At 45.3% G+C, this 17,755-nt stretch carries 24 protein-coding genes; 23 read left to right on the top strand and 1 reads right to left on the bottom strand.

Annotation, left to right across the window (positions count from 1 at the left end):
• Positions 1 to 2: 2 nt before the first annotated feature.
• The 23 genes from AB5Z12_RS07075 to AB5Z12_RS06965 all read left to right on the top strand — a co-directional run bounded on the left by AB5Z12_RS07075 (position 3) and on the right by AB5Z12_RS06965 (position 17,568).
• Entirely contained in the window at positions 3 to 1,430 is a 1,428-nt protein-coding gene (locus tag AB5Z12_RS07075; RefSeq protein WP_368357054.1) for a phage portal protein, read from the top strand.
• Positions 1,427 to 3,001, top strand: a complete 1,575-nt coding sequence (locus AB5Z12_RS07070) for a minor capsid protein (protein WP_368357055.1) — start codon at positions 1,427 to 1,429, stop codon at positions 2,999 to 3,001. Before AB5Z12_RS07075 ends, AB5Z12_RS07070 begins: the two co-directional genes overlap by 4 nt.
• The gene (locus AB5Z12_RS07065) at positions 3,002 to 3,169 is read left to right on the top strand and encodes a hypothetical protein (RefSeq protein ID WP_195699460.1); all 168 of its coding nucleotides are present in this window, start codon (positions 3,002 to 3,004) and stop codon (positions 3,167 to 3,169) included.
• Between the two features lie 89 nt (positions 3,170 to 3,258).
• Positions 3,259 to 3,657: a hypothetical protein gene (locus AB5Z12_RS07060; protein WP_204453328.1), complete on the top strand. Its 399-nt coding sequence runs from the start codon at positions 3,259 to 3,261 to the stop codon at positions 3,655 to 3,657.
• A 31-nt stretch (positions 3,658 to 3,688) separates the two neighbouring features.
• Positions 3,689 to 3,853, top strand: a complete 165-nt coding sequence (locus AB5Z12_RS07055; RefSeq protein WP_368357056.1) for a hypothetical protein — start codon at positions 3,689 to 3,691, stop codon at positions 3,851 to 3,853.
• Between the two features lie 134 nt (positions 3,854 to 3,987).
• Positions 3,988 to 4,638: a DUF4355 domain-containing protein gene (locus tag AB5Z12_RS07050; protein WP_368357057.1), complete on the top strand. Its 651-nt coding sequence runs from the start codon at positions 3,988 to 3,990 to the stop codon at positions 4,636 to 4,638.
• A gap of 17 nt (positions 4,639 to 4,655) precedes the next feature.
• Positions 4,656 to 5,588: a hypothetical protein gene (locus AB5Z12_RS07045; protein ID WP_368357058.1), complete on the top strand. Its 933-nt coding sequence runs from the start codon at positions 4,656 to 4,658 to the stop codon at positions 5,586 to 5,588.
• On the top strand, positions 5,585 to 5,830 hold the full coding sequence (locus tag AB5Z12_RS07040) for a Rho termination factor N-terminal domain-containing protein (RefSeq protein WP_173772687.1): 246 nt from the start codon (positions 5,585 to 5,587) through the stop codon (positions 5,828 to 5,830). Before AB5Z12_RS07045 ends, AB5Z12_RS07040 begins: the two co-directional genes overlap by 4 nt.
• Positions 5,831 to 5,835: 5 nt before the next feature.
• Complete coding sequence (locus AB5Z12_RS07035) at positions 5,836 to 6,174, top strand: phage head-tail connector protein (RefSeq protein WP_368357059.1); 339 nt, start codon at positions 5,836 to 5,838, stop codon at positions 6,172 to 6,174.
• Positions 6,149 to 6,523, top strand: coding sequence for a hypothetical protein (locus tag AB5Z12_RS07030; protein WP_368357060.1), 375 nt, complete (start codon positions 6,149 to 6,151; stop codon positions 6,521 to 6,523). The genes AB5Z12_RS07035 and AB5Z12_RS07030 overlap by 26 nt, the downstream gene beginning before the upstream one ends.
• Positions 6,520 to 7,035 carry an HK97-gp10 family putative phage morphogenesis protein gene (locus AB5Z12_RS07025; RefSeq protein ID WP_368357061.1) on the top strand — a complete coding sequence of 172 codons (516 nt, stop codon included), beginning with the start codon at positions 6,520 to 6,522 and terminating at the stop codon, positions 7,033 to 7,035. The genes AB5Z12_RS07030 and AB5Z12_RS07025 overlap by 4 nt, the downstream gene beginning before the upstream one ends.
• Positions 7,032 to 7,406 (top strand): hypothetical protein, encoded by a 375-nt coding sequence (locus tag AB5Z12_RS07020; protein WP_204453314.1) that lies wholly within the window; start codon positions 7,032 to 7,034, stop codon positions 7,404 to 7,406. The genes AB5Z12_RS07025 and AB5Z12_RS07020 overlap by 4 nt, the downstream gene beginning before the upstream one ends.
• 16 nt (positions 7,407 to 7,422) lie before the next feature.
• Positions 7,423 to 7,839 (top strand): hypothetical protein, encoded by a 417-nt coding sequence (locus tag AB5Z12_RS07015; RefSeq protein ID WP_368357062.1) that lies wholly within the window; start codon positions 7,423 to 7,425, stop codon positions 7,837 to 7,839.
• Positions 7,840 to 7,850: 11 nt separating this feature from the next.
• Positions 7,851 to 8,285, top strand: coding sequence for a hypothetical protein (locus AB5Z12_RS07010; RefSeq protein WP_368357063.1), 435 nt, complete (start codon positions 7,851 to 7,853; stop codon positions 8,283 to 8,285).
• 26 nt (positions 8,286 to 8,311) lie between these two features.
• On the top strand, positions 8,312 to 8,662 hold the full coding sequence (locus AB5Z12_RS07005; RefSeq protein ID WP_368357064.1) for a hypothetical protein: 351 nt from the start codon (positions 8,312 to 8,314) through the stop codon (positions 8,660 to 8,662).
• A 39-nt stretch (positions 8,663 to 8,701) separates the two neighbouring features.
• Complete coding sequence (locus AB5Z12_RS07000; protein ID WP_368357065.1) at positions 8,702 to 11,590, top strand: hypothetical protein; 2,889 nt, start codon at positions 8,702 to 8,704, stop codon at positions 11,588 to 11,590.
• 11 nt (positions 11,591 to 11,601) lie between these two features.
• On the top strand, positions 11,602 to 12,006 hold the full coding sequence (locus tag AB5Z12_RS06995; RefSeq protein ID WP_368357066.1) for a DUF6711 family protein: 405 nt from the start codon (positions 11,602 to 11,604) through the stop codon (positions 12,004 to 12,006).
• A 12-nt stretch (positions 12,007 to 12,018) separates the two neighbouring features.
• Complete coding sequence (locus tag AB5Z12_RS06990; RefSeq protein ID WP_368357067.1) at positions 12,019 to 12,267, top strand: hypothetical protein; 249 nt, start codon at positions 12,019 to 12,021, stop codon at positions 12,265 to 12,267.
• On the top strand, positions 12,251 to 12,637 hold the full coding sequence (locus AB5Z12_RS06985; protein WP_368357068.1) for a hypothetical protein: 387 nt from the start codon (positions 12,251 to 12,253) through the stop codon (positions 12,635 to 12,637). The genes AB5Z12_RS06990 and AB5Z12_RS06985 overlap by 17 nt, the downstream gene beginning before the upstream one ends.
• An 11-nt stretch (positions 12,638 to 12,648) precedes the next feature.
• Positions 12,649 to 14,331: a hypothetical protein gene (locus AB5Z12_RS06980; protein ID WP_368368588.1), complete on the top strand. Its 1,683-nt coding sequence runs from the start codon at positions 12,649 to 12,651 to the stop codon at positions 14,329 to 14,331.
• Between the two features lie 66 nt (positions 14,332 to 14,397).
• Positions 14,398 to 15,720, top strand: a complete 1,323-nt coding sequence (locus AB5Z12_RS06975) for a hypothetical protein (protein WP_368368587.1) — start codon at positions 14,398 to 14,400, stop codon at positions 15,718 to 15,720.
• 17 nt (positions 15,721 to 15,737) lie between these two features.
• Positions 15,738 to 16,211: a hypothetical protein gene (locus tag AB5Z12_RS06970; RefSeq protein ID WP_368368586.1), complete on the top strand. Its 474-nt coding sequence runs from the start codon at positions 15,738 to 15,740 to the stop codon at positions 16,209 to 16,211.
• A 364-nt stretch (positions 16,212 to 16,575) separates the two neighbouring features.
• Positions 16,576 to 17,568 carry a tyrosine-type recombinase/integrase gene (locus AB5Z12_RS06965; protein WP_195699444.1) on the top strand — a complete coding sequence of 331 codons (993 nt, stop codon included), beginning with the start codon at positions 16,576 to 16,578 and terminating at the stop codon, positions 17,566 to 17,568.
• On the opposite strand, the gene AB5Z12_RS06960 is transcribed toward AB5Z12_RS06965, so the two are convergent.
• Positions 17,545 to 17,755, bottom strand: a 211-nt coding sequence (locus AB5Z12_RS06960) for a hypothetical protein (RefSeq protein WP_368368585.1), incomplete at its 5' end; no start/stop codon positions are given. The two genes, AB5Z12_RS06965 and AB5Z12_RS06960, sit on opposite strands and share 24 nt — an antisense overlap.

Here is a 17,755-nt window from a genome sequence, read left to right as displayed (position 1 = left end):
CAATGTATATATTTACAATTCCAAGAGAAAAATTTGACGAGCTGGCACCGGACAAAAGGATCATCCGTCAGCTAATCAGTAAGCACATCAGCCAGGTTGAAGATCTGAAAAAGAACATGGCTTATTACCAGGGCAAACATAAGATCCTGGAAGATGCCAAGCGGGAAAACAGGCTGGTATGCAACCATGCAAAGGACATTTCAGACACAGCCAGCAGTTATTTTATCGGAAATCCGGTTACTTATAAGTCAGATGCTGATATAAAGGATTTGACAGATTCGCTGGAGACAGCAGGGGCAGATGAGACTGACGGTGATAATGGTCTGGATCTTTCCATCTATGGCTTGGCTTATGAATATGTGTATGTGAAGGAAAATGAGAATAATCTACTGACCAAGAACCTGTCCCCGGAAAATACGTTCATGGTAAAAGATGACAGCATAGAGGAAAACGAGCTCTTTGCTGTCTATTATTATGTCCGGAAAGATGATTCGGAGACGGGACCGGAGCATTACATAGCAACCGTGCTGACGCCGAATTACAAGTATGAGCTGGACATCCAGAACAATGAAGTACCACAGCTGACAACAGAACTGCCAGTTCCCCATTACCTGGGAGAAATCCCGATTATTGAGTATTTGAACAATAAGCTTGCCATTGGGGACTTTGAGCTTCAGATTCCTCTGATCGACGCTTACAACGCACTGATGAGCGACCGTATTACAGACAAGGAGCAGTTTATTGATGCCATTCTTGCCATTTATGGCACGTTGCTCTCAGATGAGGATGAATCTGGTACGGAAGAGGAAGATCAGAATATCAAAAAGGCAAAAGAAAGGCTGAAAAAGTACAAGGTGCTTGAAATGCCTGATACAGCTAAGGCAGAGTACCTGACCAGGACGTTTGATGAATCCGGAGTGGAAATCCTAAAAAAAGCTATTGAACAGGATATTCATAAATTTTCCCATATTCCCTGTATGTCAGATGAATCCTTTGGTGGAAATGTGTCTGGCGTGGCTATGGAGTTTAAGCTCCTGGGAATGGAGAATATCACCAAGATAAAGACCAGATATTACAGAAAAGGTTTAAGAAAGCGCATTCGGATTTTTTGCAATTATCTGGCACTCCATGGTAAGAGTGTGGATCCGGCCGGAATCACAATGACCTTTACCAGGGCACTGCCGAAGAATCTGTTGGAGATCTCCCAGATTGTGGCAAACCTGTGGGGAAAAGTAAGCAGAAAAACACTACTGTCCCAGGTACCATTTGTGGATGATGTGGACGAGGAACTGAAAGCTTTGGATGAAGAGACAGAAGAGAACCTGAAACGGCAGCAGGAGGTCTTTGGCATGCAGGAGAACACACCACCGCAAGATGGTAATCCGGATCACAAGGAACCAGGTAAATCTGAAAAGGATGATGCTGAATGAGCAACTACTGGGAAAGACGCGCCGTGTGGGACTTATACAAGAATCTGGATGATGCGGAAGCCACAGCTGATCTGATCGCAAAAGTGTACAGAAGTGCTTCTATGAATCTGACTTACGCTGCGAAAGATATATTTGAAAAGTATATGACAAAACACAAATTGTCAGAGACAGAAGCCCGCCGGTTATTGGATACCTTACAGGATAAGACTTCTCTGGATGAACTTCTGCGGACACTGAAGAATAAAGATTATTCAGAAAAAACCAAGCAGGAGCTTGTCCAGGAACTGGAATCTCCGGCATACCGCGCAAGGCTTGAAAGACTACAGGATGTTATGCAGCAGGTAGACGGGCTGATGGAAAATGTCTATCACCAGGAGCAGCAGTTTGACACCAGTTTCCTCCGTGATTTGGGAGAAAGGGCTTATTACCAGTCTATTTACAATGTCCAGAAGCGTACCGGTCTTGGCTTCAGCTTTTCCCATATCAGCCAGAAACAGGTTGATCAGGTGCTACGGATGAACTGGTCTGGAAAGCATTACTCAAAGCGTATCTGGAAGAACACAGAAAATCTGGCACAGACATTGAAAGAAGAAATGCTGGTCAGTCTTCTCACAGGCCGTACTGATCGGGAAACAGCACAGATTATTGAATACAAGTTTGGGGCGGGGGCTATCCAGGCAAGACGGTTGGTGAGGACAGAGAGCTGCTTTGTAGCTGGTGAGCTTACCGCCAGGGCTTATGAGGAGTGCAGCGTAGAGAAATACCGGTATCTCGCAACCCTGGACTTACGTACCAGTGAGATCTGTCGGAGTCTGGATGGAAAAGTCTTTTTACTGTCAGAGAGGCAAGCGGGAAAGAACTATCCGCCCATGCATCCCTGGTGCCGTTCTACAACCATTAGTATTATTGATGAAAAAACTCTCGCCCGGATGAAAAGAAGCGCCTATAACCCGGCTACAGGCCGTATAGAGAAGGTGCCAGCGAATATGACCTATGACCAGTGGTATGAGAAATACGTGAAAGGGAATGCCAAAGCTGAGGCGCAGGAGAAGGCTACTAAGAACAGTGCATCAGACCGGGAACAGTATGAACGCTATCAGAAAGCCCTGGGAAAAGAAATTCCAAAAAGTTTTGCAGGATTCCAGGAAATCAAGTATAATGAACCTGAGAAATGGAGATTCATGAAGCTGGATTACCAGAGAAGGAATGAGCTTCTGCAGCATCCAGAGTTGAAACTGCCGAATGCAGAAAACGCAATTTTGCCAGAGCCTAAGTTTACGAAATATCTGTTTGATGAGAACAGTGAGAAAGGTTATCCTAAGGGCAGAGCCTTTACAGATCGCTTGGGTTATGGAATAGATAATTGGCAGAAACTTCAGAAAGCGTTGAAAGAAGGCACAACGCAGTATCCGGCCACGTTCAAAGGAAATGAAGGATTTGGTGATAGATATGAACAGAAAATGGTTTTGTATGGCCTTAAGGACACACCAGCAAATGTAATTGTTGCATGGATCAAAAAGGCTGATGGCACAACAAAGCTGACCAGTACGTACATTAAGGAGGCGAAGTAAATGCATATAAAAGAATTTGATACAGTCCTTCTGAAAGATGGACGGAAGGCAGCAGTTGTTGAGATATTAGATGATACACATTTCCTTGTGGATGTAGGGGATTCGCCTGCTGACTGGGATACTATTAACGCAACTATGGATGATATAGAAAAGGTTATTTCTAACTAACAATTGTTAATACCGTTACAAAAACAATGATAGCACGCCATAAGACGTGTTATTTTTGTACTTATTTTTAAGAAAGAGAGGTCAAGAAAATGAAAAGAAGAGCAATCAAAAGAATTGCAGTATTAATGGCACTGGTAATCCTGGCATGTTTTATTGCCACAGGCTGTTCAGAAGCTGATCAGGTAAGCCAGAACATTTCTCAGGAAGCAGACAACTTTAACGTAACCAGAAAGCTGACAGTATTAAATGCCAGAACAGATACCATTCTGTTAGAGCTGACTGGAACATTCGCACTGAAGAACAACTCTTCAAGAGAACTGGAAGTAATTATTGAGACCGCAGAAGGAAAGTACCAGAAAGACTATGTTTATTTGAATGATTATACCATGTATGTAGTTGAAGACATTTCTGGATCGGATGTGGACAAGTACCATTATGAGATTAATTTCCTTCCGCAGTTTGGCTTCAAAGTAACTCACAATGATTAAAATTGCGCCGGCGCAAGAGGAGGTGAGAACCATGAAGGTAAAAGTAATCAAGCGTTACAGCGATATCCGTCTGCATAAGGTAATCGAACCTGGTACCGTCCTGGATGTGGACGAGGCCAGAGCAGATCACCTGGTGAAGGAAGGCATGGCTGAAATCGTGAAGGAACCAGCTAAGACCGCACAGAGAAAGGAATAGGTGATCCAATTATCTCCCTCTGGGACGCAGGGTGACGCGTCTTATTTTTATGCTCCGAAACGAGGGTAAACTAGAAAATCTGAAACGAATGGCTCGGGCCCTGTAAGGGAATAAGCTGGGCGGAAAGGATAGACATGAGAAATAGAGTTGTAAAAGCATTTTGTAAAGTACCAATGAACCTGCAGCTTTTTGCAGAAGGAGGAGACGGCGCTGGGGCTGATGGCGGCAATGGCGGTGGATCTGGCGAGGACGAAGGCGCAGGCGGTGAAGGTGGAGCTGGTTCAGACACCCCACCATCTTTTGATGACTTCCTGAAAACAGGCGGCAACCAGGCGGAGTTTGACAGACGTGTCCAGAAGGCGGTCAATACGGCAGTGACAAAAGCCCAGGAAAAGTGGCAGGCACTGGCGGATGATAAGCTTTCCGAAGCCGAGAAGCTCGCCAAGATGACAAAGGAAGAAAAAGCGCAGTACATGCAGCAGAAAAGAGAAAAGGAACTTACTGACAGAGAGGCAGCAATCACACGCAAGGAGCTGATGGCAGAAGCCAAGAACACCCTTGCCAGTGACGGGCTTCCCCAGGAACTTGCAGAGGTACTGGATTATTCGGACGCTGATACCTGCAAGAAATCCATGGAGAAAGTCAAGGAAGTGTTTCAGAGAGCTGTAGAGACTGCAGTGGAGGAAAAGCTGAAAGGCGGCAAGCCCCCGAAGAAGGCACCAGGCGGTGACGCACAGAAAGCCCTGGAAGAGCAGGTGTATAACATCATGATGGGCAATAATTAAAGGAGAGTGAATAAATTATGGCAATTAACACATTAGCAGCTGCAACCTTATTTATGACTATGCTGGATAAGGTCGCAGTACAGGAAGCAACAACCGGATGGATGGACGCCAATGCGGGACGCGTGATCTATAACGGTGGAAATGAAGTAAAGATCCCGAAAATGTCCCTTCAGGGAATGGGAGATTATGACAGGGATAACGGATATACACAGGGCTCCGTTACTCTGGGTTATCAGACAAAAACAATGACTCAGGATCGTGGGCGTCTGTTCAATCTTGATCCAATGGATATCAACGAGGCGAACTTCATTCCAACAGCGTCTGCTGTTATGGGTGAGTTCCAGAGAATGCACGTAGTTCCGGAGATTGACGCTTACCGTATCTCTAAAGTGGCTACAGAGGCAATCACAGCAGAAAAGGCAGGAATGGTGGATTATGGTTACACTCCGGGAGCCACTGGAACTTCTGCGCTCAGAGCTTTTAAAGAAGGTATCAAGGCGGTACGGGATAACTATACCGGACCTCTTGTATGCCAGGCAACTACTGATTTTATCATGGAGCTGGAACTGGAACTTGCTGGAAAAATCACTGCGACAACCTTTTCCAAAGGCGGCATTGACACACAGGTTCCTTCTGTGGACCGCGTGCCGATTATTCCAACATCCTCTAACCGTATGTATACTTCTATCAAGATCAATGATGGAAAGACAGAGGGGCAGAAACAGGGCGGTTATGAAAAGGGAGCAACCGCAAAGAATGTCAACTTCTTTATTTGCCCGGTAACCACACCAATTGCGATCACAAAACAGGATGTCATGAGAATCTTTGATCCGTTAGTAAACCAGAGATTAAACGCATGGCAGCTGGATTACCGTAGATTCCATGATATCTGGATCCTGGAGAACAAACTGGATTCCGTTTATGTGAATATCAAGGAGGCAAAAGCATGAGAGTGATCAGAGAAAATGTGGAACGCGAAGTGGATGCTTCCAAGTGCGAGCAGCTGCTCAAAGATGGCTATAAGCTGGTAGAGACTTCCGGGGATTCCAAAAAGGAATCCTCAGAGGCAAAAGCTCCTGGAGACCTTGACAGCATGGGCCTGGCAGAACTCCGGGCTGTTGCCAAGGAAAAAGGTCTTTCCGGTTATTCCAGTCTGAGCAAAGAAGAACTGCTTGGTGTCCTGAAAGGGTGATTTGCTTGACGGATGAAGAGAAAGTAAAAGCCATAGAGCGTTTGAAAATTCTTACCGGCAACAATGATGAGAAACTGATTGGAGTGTTGATTGACGAGGCAGAAGCGTTTGTTCTGGGGTATACCAACCGAATCAGACTTGTTACCGGACTTGAGAAAGCTGTGCGCGATCTTGCTGTGATTGCCTTGAACCGTCTGGGAACAGAGGGCGAGACAGGCAGAAGTGAAGGCGGTGAGTCCTATTCTTTCGACAATGCTCCCAGGCAGATTTATGATGTACTGAACCGTTTCCGGCTAGCCAGAGTGGGAGGCAGAACCTATGAGACTAAGACAAAGCAGACTTGAGACTTATTATCACAGAAAACGGATGGTAAAAAAGGACAAAGAGGGCAGCACTTACGAAGAGTACAGCGCTGCCAGTTCTTTTTCTGGGGAATCCTGGCCTGCTTCAGGGAAAGTCCAGGCGCAGCAGTATGGACAGCGACTTGGGTACATCCGTAATGTGAAAATTGATGGAGGATATGCCATCAAGCCGGATGAAAATGGACGGTTGCATTACATTCTGGATAATGGTATTGATTTGATGGAACTGGATGGAATTTGCCTGTTCGTCGGTGAGAATACTGAGCCGGATTACAGGATTGTTGCAATTAAATCATACCGTTTTCTGACGCTGGAGGTGGAACGGACATGAGCGCGGAAGGTCTGGATGAACTGGAAATAAAGCTGGATCAGCTGGAAGATGTAGATCTGAATAAAGCAATCGGGAATGCTATCCAAACTGTACGAAGCGCAGCCGTTATGAATGTACATGTGGATACAGGGGAACTCAGGCAGAGCATTTATGCAGAAGTGGAAGATAACGGCGATACGGTAACTGGTGTCTGTTGGACAAATAAACCTTATGCGACCTATCTGGAATTTGGTACCGGACCGAAAGGCCAGGAGAACCATGCAGGCATTTCACCAGAGATTACGCCAGCCTATACGCAGAATCCCTGGTGGATCCATGAAAGCCAGGTGGATAGGCGTGTGGCTGAGAAATACCACTGGTTTTACCTGGATACTCCAGATGGACGCTTTTATCTGTGCACTGGACAGCCCGCCTATCCGTTCATGTATCCGGCGTTAAAAGACAGTCAGGATCAGATCCTGGAAGGAATGAAAGCTGATTTTTCAGCTGCTATAAAGGAGAGCATTAAATGAAAAATGTAAAAGATGAAGTATTCGCGGCACTGTTCACTGTTTCAGAGCATGTGTCTGATACATACCCGAAAGAGTGGGCAGGGAATGAACCAACCATTCAGTTTACCGAAGAAGACAACAGCGTCTTTGAAGGTAGTGGAAGTGCGGAAGGAATGAGAGAAGATAAATCCAAGGTACGGTACCGCATTGATATCTGGGATCTTAAAAATACCTCACCAACTGCGGTTGCTGTAGATAAGGCTGTGTCCGCTCTTGGGTTAAAGCGTATCGGCTGTGCAGATGTTCCGGATCCATCCGGCATGAAGCATAAGCAGATGAGGTACGAAGGAATTATTGATATGGATTCAGACCAGGTATACTGGCTGAATTAAGAAAGGAGATCGAAGCATGTTAGCAAATGGTGCAAAGTTAGGATATAAAAAGAAATCTGAAGCAAGCTCCGCGTATAAAGACCTTCCGGGATTGAAAGAGATTCCGGAGCTCGGCTCAGAGCCGGAAAAAGTAGAAAATACAACTCTTACAGACCCTCATAAGATGTATGAGCTTGGAATTGGTGACTTATCAGATATGGTGTATAAGTACAAGTACGATAACACTAAGGCAGACAGCCCGTATCGTGTTATGCGTCAGGCGGCAGAGGACAAAGAAGTATTAAGTTTTGAAGAGTCAGATATAGATGGCACCAAAATCCAGTATGACGCACAGGTCTCCGTAAAACGTACTGGTGGAGGCGTCAACGGTGTGATCGAGTTCGAACTGACTATGATTGTGCAGTCTGATATTGTATACGTGGATCCGGCATAAGGAGGTAGCACATGGAGAGTTTAGGCGGATTAAATGATGTGTCCGAAAAGGACGAAATGAAAGAGGAAAAGGTTGTAAAACTGGATGAAGAGAAAAAGAAACGCAAGCCTTTCTGGTACTGGACAGTAAAAGGCAGGGATTACAGACTGAAACTGAAAGCTTCTACAATTGGCAAGCTGGAGAACAAGTATCGCCAGAATATTATGAACCTGGTGGAAGACATGCCCTCCCTGTCGGTCATGCTGACTATTATTCAGGCGGCTATGGAGCCCTGGGAGCATGGAATTGATTACCCGGATATCCAGAAGATTTACGATTCCTGGACAGAGGAAGGTGGAAACCAGGTTGATCTGTTTAAAAAGGTGGTAATCCCTACCCTGGTGGTTTCGGGTTTTTTCCCGGAGAAACAGGCTCAGAGCATCATGGAGGAGCTGGAGAACCAGTAAAGACAACCTCAGAGTTTCTGAGCGAATTGTACCCATATGCCCTTGATGCAGGTATTTCCATTGACCTGTTTTGGAATTCTTCTGTAAATGAGATCATAGACATGCTGGAAAGCTACGGCAGACGGAAAGAGCAGGAACGTAAGCTGAAAATTCAGGACGATTTCATTATAGCAGAAGTGATTGCACTTAATATCCTGGCACCTGTTGCTGGTGATATAGAAGCAATGCCCCATCCCTGGGATTATTATCCCAGTTTCTTTGAAGCAGAGAAAAAGTCCTGGGAAGAGAACCAGCTGAAACAGCAGATGGAAGACTATAGGGAACGAAGAAAAGCATATATTGCAGAAGTAAACAGACGAAGGCAGTTAGGCGTATAACCCGACTGCCAGTTTTTATGCCCTGAGGAGGTGAAATGAATGGCAGACGATAAGAATCTTGCAACCTTAAAGGTTACCGTGACAGCGGATAAGAGCCCATTGAAAAAAGCACTGGACAGTGCCAAACAGGACACTGCGAAAAGTACATCGCAGATCCAGGGGATGCTGCAGAAAATCAGAAAAACAATGTCCTCTGTTTCTTTAAAGGGAATGGTAAAAGACTTTCAGATAAAATCCGGGATAAAGGTTCCAACGCAGGAGTTTCAGGAGCTTCGGGAGGAAGCAGGCCAGGCAAGAGATGCTTTGGCTGATTTACTTGAAAAGCAGAAAAAACTGGAGGCACTTGGTGTCAAAGAACAGAGTAGGGAATGGAAATCATTGCAATATGACATCGAAAAGGCAAAGAATGCCGTTGAAGGATATAAAACTGAGATGTCAGAGATGAAAGCAAATGGTGCGGATGTAGAGAGAACGGTATCTCTTCCAAAGCAGGCAATGGGATTGGGAAAATCAGTTGTCGGCGGCATTGGTAAGGTAGCAGGTCTCGGTGCATCAGCGGTTTCGAAAGGCTGGGGTGGACTGGTAAGAATCCTTGGCGGAGTCACCTCTGCATTTTTAAAAGTAGGCGGTGTGATCAGACGTACATCTGGTTTATTCGGTGCACTGATTCAGAAATTCACAAGCGGAATTCCTATCCTAAACCGATTCACTGGTGGAGTAAAAGACAATGGCAGTTCCTTTGGCGGCGGACTGAAAAATCTGCTGAAGTATTCCTTGGGAATTCGAAGCCTGTTTGCCTTGGTGAACAAGCTACGGAGTGCACTGGTGGATGGATTCAAAAATCTGTCTCAATACAGCGGGGATACCAATAACAGCCTTTCCATGCTGATGTCTTCCTTGACTCAGCTGAAAAATGCTTTTGCAGCAGCATTTGCACCGGTACTGAATATTGTGGCACCAATCCTGAATGCAGTAATCCAGAAAATCATTTCTGTGGTAAATGCAATTGGACAGCTTACCAGTGCTTTGACCGGCGCCGGTACCTTTATCAAAGCCAAACAGCTGAACCAGAATTATGCTGCAAGTCTTGACAAGAACACAAAGAGTGCCAACAAGGCAAATGATGCAAATAAAAAGCTGCAGCGCACACTTCTTGGGTTCGACCAGATCAATAAACTGGATGATACGTCCGGTTCCAGTTCTTCTGACAGTGCCGGTACTGGCGGCCTTACTGGAAGGGACATGTTTGAGACACTGAATGTTTCAAACGAAATGAAAGCACTTGCAGCGCAGATCAAGGAAGCCTGGAGAAATGCTGATTTTACCGGAATTGGCAGAATTGTTGGACACAAGCTGAATTCAGCCTTGCAGAACATTCCATGGGATTCTATTCAGAATACCTGCAACCGGATTGCAAAGAGCACAGCTACATTCCTGAATGGTTTCATAGAGGCTACGGACTGGAATTTAGTTGGGAATACGCTATCCCAGGGAATCAACACGGTATTCGGAACTGCTAATACCTTTGCTGAGAATTTCAACTGGGGAAGCCTGGGAAATGCCGTAGGAAACGGTATCAATGGGGCTCTTGGCGGTCTTGACTGGAATCTGATCAATGAGACGGTCTTTAATATTGCAAAAGGTATTACGGATGGACTGAACGGATTTATCCAGACAACAGACTGGGGACTGGTAGGGCATTCGCTTGGAAGCGGGATTAATACAGTTATAGGTTTTATTCATACTACAATAGAGAATTTTGACTGGATCGGAACCGGTAATGCATTGTCTGAATTTGTAAACAGCGCGATCCAGACGGTTGACTTTGCTGGCATTGGAGATACATTCTCCGATGGCTTGAAAGGTCTGCTGGATTTTGGAATAACTGCTCTTGAAGGGATTGACTGGTACCAGCTGGGAGAAAAAGTCTGGGAAGGTCTTGCGGCAATTGACTGGAATGGAATCGCAGACCGTACTTTCGAACTGATCGGTGCGGCTTTTGGAGGTCTTGCGGCTTTCTTGGGAGGCGTAATCAGCGAAAAAGTGCAGGAGGCAAAGCAGTATTTCCAGAAGAAGATTGAAGAGTGCGGTGGAAATGTAGTTGAAGGTATTTTTAAAGGTATTGTTGATGGTGTGAAGGGAATCGGTACCTGGATCAAGCAGCATATCTTTGATCCATTTATCGATGGTTTCAAAAATGCATTCGGAATCCACAGTCCATCGACAGTCATGGCTGAACAGGGTGGCTTTATTATTTCAGGACTCCTGAAAGGTCTGAAGGATAATATCGGTTCTGTCTTAACCTGGATTGGAAAAATTCCAGGAAGGGTGAAGGACAAGCTGTCAGATGCCAAGGACTGGCTGGTTGAGACTGGCGGAAATGTTTTATCTGGTTTAAAAGATGGATTGAGTGAAAAATGGGACAGCATAGGGGACTGGTTTCAGGATCTTCCAAATAAGATCAGCAATGCAATCCCAGATTTGTTCAATACCGGAAAAAATGCAATCCAGAACTTTGCCAGTGGATTTGGTTCCGTACATATTCCGCTACCGCATGTTTCCGTATCCTGGAATAAACATAACGTAGGTCCTGTGAGTTTCTCTACACCAAGCTTTGGATTGAGTTGGTATGCTAAAGGCGGTTTCCCGGAAAACGGTGAGATGTTCATGGCCCGAGAGAGTGGTCCTGAGTTGGTCGGACGAATGGGAAGCAAAAATACCGTTGCAAACAATAATCAGATTATTGAAGGTATCCGTTCTGGTGTGTATGATGCTGTGGTAAATGCCCTGGAGAGCAGATCACAATCCAAAGACGAAGAGGCAGAGATCCATATTTACCTGGAAGGTGATGCAGACAAGCTGTTTAAGATTGTCCGAAAAAAGGGACAGCAGTATCAGAAATCTACTGGGAAACCAGTATTTAGTTAGGAGGTGGTCGGTTGAGTGACTTTGTAAGCAGTGGAACAACTACTACAAAAACATCTTCAGATATTGAAATTGATGGAGTACCAATGCCAGGTCTTAAGCTGAATGGTCTTACCGTGACCAAAGAAAAAATATGGTCCAAAAATACCGGACGTGCAGCCAATGGTGAGATGGTGGGAGACCTGATTGCGATTAAATATACTTTGAAATGCAGCTGGCCGCCGCTGACAAGAGAGCAGGCAGCGGTGATTGATAAAGCCGTTTCCCCTGCTTTTTTCAATGTGACTTTCCTGGATCCAGGGACAAATACCAAAGTAACAAAAAGATTTTATGCAGGCGCTCCAGCCTACCCTGTATATACCTACCGTAAAGGTGTGAAGACGTACCAGGGTGTGGCTGTGGACCTGATTCAAAAATAGGAGGAAACCAAAATGTTAAAAGGAACAAAATCAGTATCTATGAATTTCAACAGCATGATCAATGGCAGACCTGTTGTGTACATGTCTGCGCAGATCCCGGAAGCCGGGAACGCGAGTACTAGCATTACTGTCCAGGACCGTGACTTGTACGCGGCAAACAGGGCAGAATGCAGAAAAGATATTGAAGCATTTAACCAGATTGTCTATGCAGCTGAGGACGAGCGTGTAACAGGAGGTACCGCAGATGGAACTGAAAAATAAAGATATATTAAATTTTGTCAATGGTTGTGCTTCCTTAAGGGAGAAGCGGCTGCCGGTAAAGCTTGGCTATGCGATCAAGAAGAACCTGGCAGCAGTCAGTGATGCAGCCAATGCCTATGACGCAGAGCGCCAGGAACTGCTTGAGAAATACGCAGCAAAAGGCGAAGATGGAAAGTTCCTGGTTGAGAACGGGCAGTATTCCATTGAGGACAAAGAGGGCTTTGCAAAAGACCTGGATGAGCTTCTGGCGATTGAGACAGAGGTTGGGATTCATACTGTTTCTGAGGAAGAGATTGAGAAATGTGATGATCCACGTTATGATGCCCTGACAGTGGCTGACCTGGAAACACTTGAGATCATGACTGAGTAGGAGGTGGTCCTGTGTATCAGTCTTCAGAAGCTTTTGGAAACCTGGTACTACAGGATTCCCGAACTTTTAAAGCACTCATCACTTATGATGATGTATCCATAACAAATGCGAAAAGCATTAAGTTTACTGGCGGAGCAGAAGTGGAGGATGACTTTTCCCTTGGCTCCACAGTGAGCCAGTACGTTACCATCATAATTCCGGATCCGGGAAAAGCCATTGAGGGGCATGAGCTCCTGGTCCAGATCGGAATGGAAGTGAATGGTCTGGTGGAATACATCCCCATGGGATATTTCACGCCTGGAAAACCATCCAGAAATGAAGAGCAGATTGAGTTTACAGCCTATGACCGGATGATGAAAACAGAGCGTGCATTCTCTATGGATGGAGACAGTACGGATACGGCGGCGGTTCTGAAAAGAATCCAGGAAATCACAGGGGTGATGGTTGTAACAGACGGTCTTTCCGGCATTTCCATGAAAGTTCCGAAAGGTTACAGCTGCAGGGAGGTTCTTTCTTACGCAGCACAGCTTCATGGCTGTTTTGCAGTATGTAACAGAAACGGACAGATTGAACTGCACAGCTACGTGGACGGTGGCTATACGGTCAGCACAGGCAGATACTGGGATTCTTTTGAACACAACGATTACCTGTTCCGGGTGGAAAAGCTTACCTGTTACACTGGCCAGGATGAAGAGGGGAAAGAAATTTCCGTTTCATCCGGAGACGGGGCAAGGGCAGTAATCTTTTCCAATCCGTTTATGACACAGGATACCCTGGACAAAGTGATGGATACCCTGAAAAGTTTTTCCTATATGCCCGGTTCCCTACGGATGATGGGAGACCCACGGCTGGATCCGTGGGATGTTCTCACTGTGGAAGACAGAAAAGGGGGCTCCTACAAGGTTCCGCTGATGAAACTGGAAAGGGAGTATGATGGCGGTTTTACGGATTCTGTGGAGGCTGTGGGTTTATCAGAAGATGAAACAAATGCAAACTGGAAAGGTCCTACCACAAAAGAAATGGAGCGGTATTATGCACAGCTGGTGATGATCGACCACGCTATGATCAACAAGCTGGATGTGGATACTGCCAATTTGAAATTTGCAACAATCCAGAATCTGAATGCGGTCAATGCGACGGTACAGAACCTGGATGCAGAGTTTGGAAGCTTCAGGGATCTGACTGCTACAAATTTTACTGCCGCAAATGCAAAGATCAATATCCTGGATTCCAGTTATGCCAATATCAAAACCCTGCTTGCAGGTGGTGCCGGTGTGGGGGATTTGCAGAACATCCACCTTACTTCCCAGAATGCTGTGATTGACTCTGCACTGATCAGAACTGCAGTTATGCAGACGGTCACGGTCGGGGATCTTTTAAGCGGCACCATTTCCACCAATAAATTTATGATTACATCTGACGATGGCGGGATTAAGATTCAGGGTGCAACCCAGCAGTGGAGGGACACAGACGGAACTGTCCGGATGCAGGCAGGCCTGGACGCAACCGGGGATTTTACCTTTTCTTTGTTTGATAAGACCGGAAAAGGGATTCTTTTGGATTCCACAGGCGTGAAGCCTGGAGCTATTGCAGATGGTCTGATCGTGAATAAGATGGTGGCGGATAATGCAGCCATTGCCGGCACTAAGCTGGATATCCCTTCGGTGGTATCAGCTATCAATGGCAGCTCCTAGAGTATCAAGAGCAGCCGGATCTGGTTTGACGATCAGAACCAGAGCCTGAACCAGTTATATAGCCAGATGAATACCAACATTGTCAGTGCTTCTACGACTGCATCCAATGCCGCCAGTACCGCAAATGCCGCCAACAATACTGCAAATGCAGCTTCTGACGCGGCGAAGAAAGCTTTGGACACTTTGTCCGGGATTTCTACCCTGGATGCAATCGGGGCTTCCCTGGACAATGATGCGCATGTGGTCCATACCTACACGGATGGTTCCGGTGGGGATTACAGCAGCTGTCATACCACTTTTTCCGTGTATCTGGGTGATACGGATGTTTCCGATCACATTGACCAGATTACGGTGAAAGCTTCTGAAGGTGTAAGCGGTACCTGGAACCCGAAAACCAGAACGTATCAGGTCACAGCAATGACTTCTGACAACGGTTACGTGGACATTTCCGGGCTTTACGGACTGGAAGGGAAAGTTCTCCTGGTCGGTGGAAAAGGGCTTGTTGTAGGCGGTAAAACGCTTGTTGTAAAGTCAATGGGCTCCTGGATCACCAAGAGATTTTCTATCAGTAAGGCAAAGGACGGAAAGATTGGTCTCAGCTATGATCTCCGAGCCAGCAGCCAGGTGATCCGGAAACAAAAGGACGGAAAGACTCTGGTTCCGGAAAGCGTGACTTTCTCAGCATTTAAGAATGACAATGGGATCATCAGCAGCTATTCCGGAATTTTTCAGATTGAGGAATCAAAAGACAATGGAAAGACCTATGTTTTGAAGTATGGTTCTTCATCTGCTGAGATCATGAAGATATATGCTCCCTCTGGAGCTGACGTGAACATGATCCGCTGTACCCTATATGATGCGTCCGGAGCCCAGAACCTGGATACCCAGACCGTCATGCTCCTGGCAGATGCGGAAGGCCTGGCTGATGATATCAAAGCCGCCCAGAATACCGCAGACCAGGCAAAAGCTGCCATTGTCACGACAAACCAGAAAGTAGCCAACATTGAGACAAGCATGGACGGTTTGAAGATGAATCTGTCCGAGACGACTACGGACCTCCACGGTCTGGTGGGAAATTCACTTCTGTACAATGTCCGCTATCATGACAACGAAGACGGCACCACAACCGTGACTGCAGTTGTGTACCAGAATGGAAGAGAGGTCACAAAGAATTATCCGGCAGCATGGTTTTCCTGGAGAAAAAAGACTGAAAGCGGTGAGAGCTTCCTGGGATACGGCTACAGTATCAAAGTAAAGAATGAAGATTACATGTTTGGCGGTGTGGTGATCGGACGATTTACCACATACAAGACTGCAGCGCTCATAGTAGGCGGCAAACTCCTTGTGATCGGAGGGAAAGCTGTCAATCTGAATGTAGATGCGGTATAAAGAAAGGAGATTAAGCTATGGCATTACCACAAGACGGCCAGGACGCAAACAGCCTCACAAAAGTAACACAGATTCCCGCAGGGAAAGAATTGATGTTCATCGATCCCACCACGAATGAAGGTGGGATTATTACGTTGGAGGATTTGACGAAGCAGATTTTGAATGGACTCGCTTCACAGGCATTTGCCCTGGATGCGGGACAGATGACACTTCCGGCGGCGCTTAACTATTTATATGGCAAGAGCATTTTCAATGATGTAAAACAACCAGGTACTTATTCATTTCCGATAAAGCAAAACTCATGCATGCTAGTTGTATTGCAAACGTCTACTACCAATAATACTCCTGTATACGTCGTATCGAGATATTATGCAGACATTTGTATTCAATTACTTACTGGAGGAAGAGAAGATACAAAAGCAAGTGTTAAAAATGAACAACTGGTTATTACTCTTAGATATTCTTCTTGTGTTATCATATATTCGTTTTGACTTTTAAACTTTTGTAATTTTATTGTTGTTTATATTCCATCGTTCTGTGTTATTGTTAAAACCAAATAATATTATGACACCGAACGCTCCGTTTTCGTAACGATGGCCAAGCATGAGATACTGTATATTTGCAACGAAAGTTCCATAAAATACTCCATCTTTTGGAATAGTACTGTTAAGTGCATCCCTTATACAAGCATCAAGACCTCCTAGTTCGTTTACTTTAGAATCTTTGTAATAAATGTGTAGCACTGAAAATCTTTTACCAGAAATTTTATTGCCATATTATATAGTCAGCACTTTGTAGGGTAGACCTTCCTGGTACCGGAAAATATAATGGAATCAGGAAGGGAGGTATTCATTTATGACCGAAAAATTGATTCAAAATGTAATTGTAGCAATGCAGGATAGCCTTACTGACGAACAGCTTCAGAAACTGGAAAACGTTCTTGCAATCAATCTTCATGGCATGGAAGTGAGAGAGGAGTGCACACAGCTGGTTACTTCGGAACGACACTGGGAGCGAATTCTAAAGTTGTACATAGCCAGTAAACGTCTGGAAAATTGTGCAGAATCCACATTACTGGCGTACAATCGGTGTATTACACTACTATTCCAGGGAATTAATAAGAAAATCCACGAAATAACTACCAATGATCTTAGGTACTATTTGGCTGTATACCAGGAACAGAGGAAAATTTCGTTGGCTTACCTTGAAACTTTGCGGCACAATATCAGCGGATTCTTCAGTTGGGCTACGGATGAAGGCTACATAAACAGGAATCCAGCTAGAAGATTAAAACGTGTAAAAGTGCCGCAGAAAATCAAGAAACCTTACACTGCAGAAGAGCGGGAACATCTTAAAGATGTAGCGAAAACGGAAAGAGATGTGGCAATCATGGAGCTCTTATACAGTACGGCTGGGCGTATTGGCGAAGTGGTAGCTCTTAATCGGGATGATGTAGATTTTGTAAACAGAGAAATAATCATTTACGGTCAAAAGGGTAAGAAGGAGCGTAAAGTGTATCTTACAGAAGGTTGTGTTTATCATCTTAAGAAATATCTGGAGAGTAGAGACGATAACAATCCGGCATTGTTTGTGAGAGGAAGGAAGCCGTATAATCGTCTGGGAAGGCAGGCAATACAAGACATGCTCCGGAAACTTGGAGCGGAAGCAGGAGTACATGCGCATCCGCATAAATTTAGAAGAACATTACTTACGGATGCAGGTGCCAGGGGTGTGCCGCTGCAAGAAATCCAGGCTTATGCAGGACATGCGAAATCAGACACCACAATGCTGTACGTAAGTGTTAAACAGGAATCAGTAAAAGCGTCATTTATGCGTCTGATCGCATAGGAAAAGGAGAAAATAAATGTTGGAAAAGCCAGCTGAAAAGGTGGCTCGGGGAAGTGCGGCCTTTGGGAAAACGATTGTATTTTTGAGGGAAAAAGGAGTTTGCGTATAATATGGCAAAACGTCAAAATTTGCAGCTGACGATTGCGATAATGCTTGGGAACAATTTACCCAAAATACATCAGGAAAA

The sequence above is a fragment of the Ruminococcus sp. RTP21358st1_G6_RTP21358_211008 genome (genome assembly GCF_040908885.1).
Classification (GTDB): domain Bacteria; phylum Bacillota; class Clostridia; order Lachnospirales; family Lachnospiraceae; genus Blautia_A; species Blautia_A faecis.
The sequence above is the reverse complement of the archived record's forward strand: the minus strand, read 5'-3'. Positions and strand labels throughout refer to the sequence as shown.